This is a genomic window from Vibrio splendidus 12E03, from assembly GCF_000272105.2.
Classification (GTDB): Bacteria; Pseudomonadota; Gammaproteobacteria; order Enterobacterales; family Vibrionaceae; genus Vibrio; species Vibrio splendidus_I.
This window is the reverse complement of the sequence record NZ_AJZD02000241.1, coordinates 1-1,941: the sequence shown is the minus strand read 5'-3', so window position 1 is coordinate 1,941 and position 1,941 is coordinate 1. Positions and strand designations below refer to the sequence as shown.

1 protein-coding gene and 1 pseudogene are annotated in these 1,941 nt (G+C 52.1%); both read right to left on the bottom strand.

Going from position 1 to position 1,941, the window contains the following annotated elements; translation table 11 throughout:
* Positions 1–656, bottom strand: a pseudogene (locus A142_RS15780) (hypothetical protein); the annotation flags it as partial.
* The coding region (locus A142_RS15775; RefSeq protein WP_019823644.1) for a GspE/PulE family protein at positions 640–1,941 on the bottom strand (1,302 nt) is incomplete at its 5' end. The pseudogene A142_RS15780 and the gene A142_RS15775, both read right to left, overlap by 17 nt.

The following is a 1,941-nucleotide window of genomic DNA, read 5'->3' as shown; positions in this document are numbered from 1 at the left end:
ACCCCTATCGCGATTTGGTGCGCGGTCGCCGTTAATAAGTTGGTGCAGTGAATGTGGCGGTATTGACGGTAAATCGGCCAATTATCGACACGGGAGCGAAAATGCCCTGTCCAGCGGCCAAGAGATAGCCCAAGCGCGGCGGTCAGTAGCGCAAAGAACGTGAAGATAAACAGGCCATAGTCCAACCAGAACAAACCAAAAGCATCAGCCGCTAGGCTCAATGCATCCCACCTTGTACGGGGAAGTTGCGCCTCTAAGGCTGGAAATAGCAGGGCACTGGCCATCGCACTCAAAGCCAAGACCGCCATCATCCCAAGCGTCGGCTTAATCAATACCACGGCAAGAGAGCCGGTACTCGATTTAGCCATGTGCAGCGCGGCAAGCGCGTCACTGACGCCTTGAGTAAAACGACCCGCACGATCGCCAGAGAGCAGCGCCAAATAGGCCGTATTGGTCAAATAAGGCTCCAATCCCTGACAAAATGATCGACCTTGTTTGAGAGTCTGGGCGCAGACTTGCCCAACCGCCTTCTCCTTTTTACTGCCAAATTTCACCAATTGATGCGCGATGGCTTTTTGCGGCATCCCCGCCTTCGCTAGTCGTTCAATGGTGCCCATTAAGCGCACTTGCTCTTGAGGGTTAAGTCGAACGCTCATCCTTCACCTCCTCCCATAAGCCTTGGTACACGGCGTTCGTGTCTTTAGGAAACAGACCATCAACGCGCCCAGCCGCACTGAAAATATCCACTTCCCCTCTTAATATCTTCAAGTTGGCATGGTCAACCACGCTCTTGAATCCTTTGACTTTCAGCGCCTTTAACCACGCCAGATAATCTCGCGATAATATGAGGGCGCGATCGTCATCATCGAGCACCACCATTTCAATTAACGTGGTGCGACCTTTTTCCCCTTCAACGCACTGCGAGCACCCTTCGGGGTTGCGAAAGCGCAGCGATTTTGGATTGAATGAAGCCATCGATGCTTGCCATACAGCAAAGTGCGTTTTTTGTTGCTCTGACCACGTTTCCTTTGCCTGCTCTAGCGATAAGGCGCAATGAGGACACACGGTTCGAACCAGCGTTTGATATATCCACAATTTCATTAAATCCGGCGCCGCCAGCAGAGCACTGGGAACGTGCATTTGCTCGTTAAGGGTGTGAGCAATGCCGACCGCACTGGAGGTGTGCAGCGTGGAAAACATGATTTGTCCCGTCTCCCCTTTTCGGCATACGTCCATGGCCCCAAGCTCGTCTCGCACCTCCCCGTGCGATTCAATATCGACGTCGTGCCGAAGCAGCGCTTTGGTGTACGCATTAAAGTGATTGTCTTGACCTTGTTTCGCGGTCACCGAGGTTTGAATTACCCCCAAATCAAACTCAACCGGATCTTCCACCGTGTTAATGGAGCGGCCTTGCCTTTTCATTTCACTGAGCGCCGCCGCAATCGTGGTCGTTTTCCCCGAACTCGTTTGACCCGCAATCAAACAAATGCCGCTGGCACTGCTCATGAAGTCGCGCATCACATTGACGTGTCCGGCCTCCCAGCCAATGTTGTCTAACGTCGGGATTGAGGTTTCCTTATTGCTCCACCGAAGCGTACATTGACCGCCTTTGTCTTTCGCAGGAATGTACGCGAGTCGCCACTGGGTCTCCCTTTTCCCCTTTGGGGTATCAAGCAGTAGTGACATTCGTCCATTGTTGATGGTGCCCACATGAAAATCGTCATCTTTGTCTTCACACAGCTCATTAAAGAGGTAACCAATCAGCAGTTCACCGTACTCATACTCGCCAATCGGTTTCATGAGTTCGATCATACGGCCATCCACGCGCACTTCGAGGCGAGTTTGATGTTTGAACAACTCAATATGAATATCCGAGCTGCCTTTCAAGACCGCTTGTTCAAGCACGCGCTTTGCCCGAGTGGCGGTTTCTGATTGCTGCAA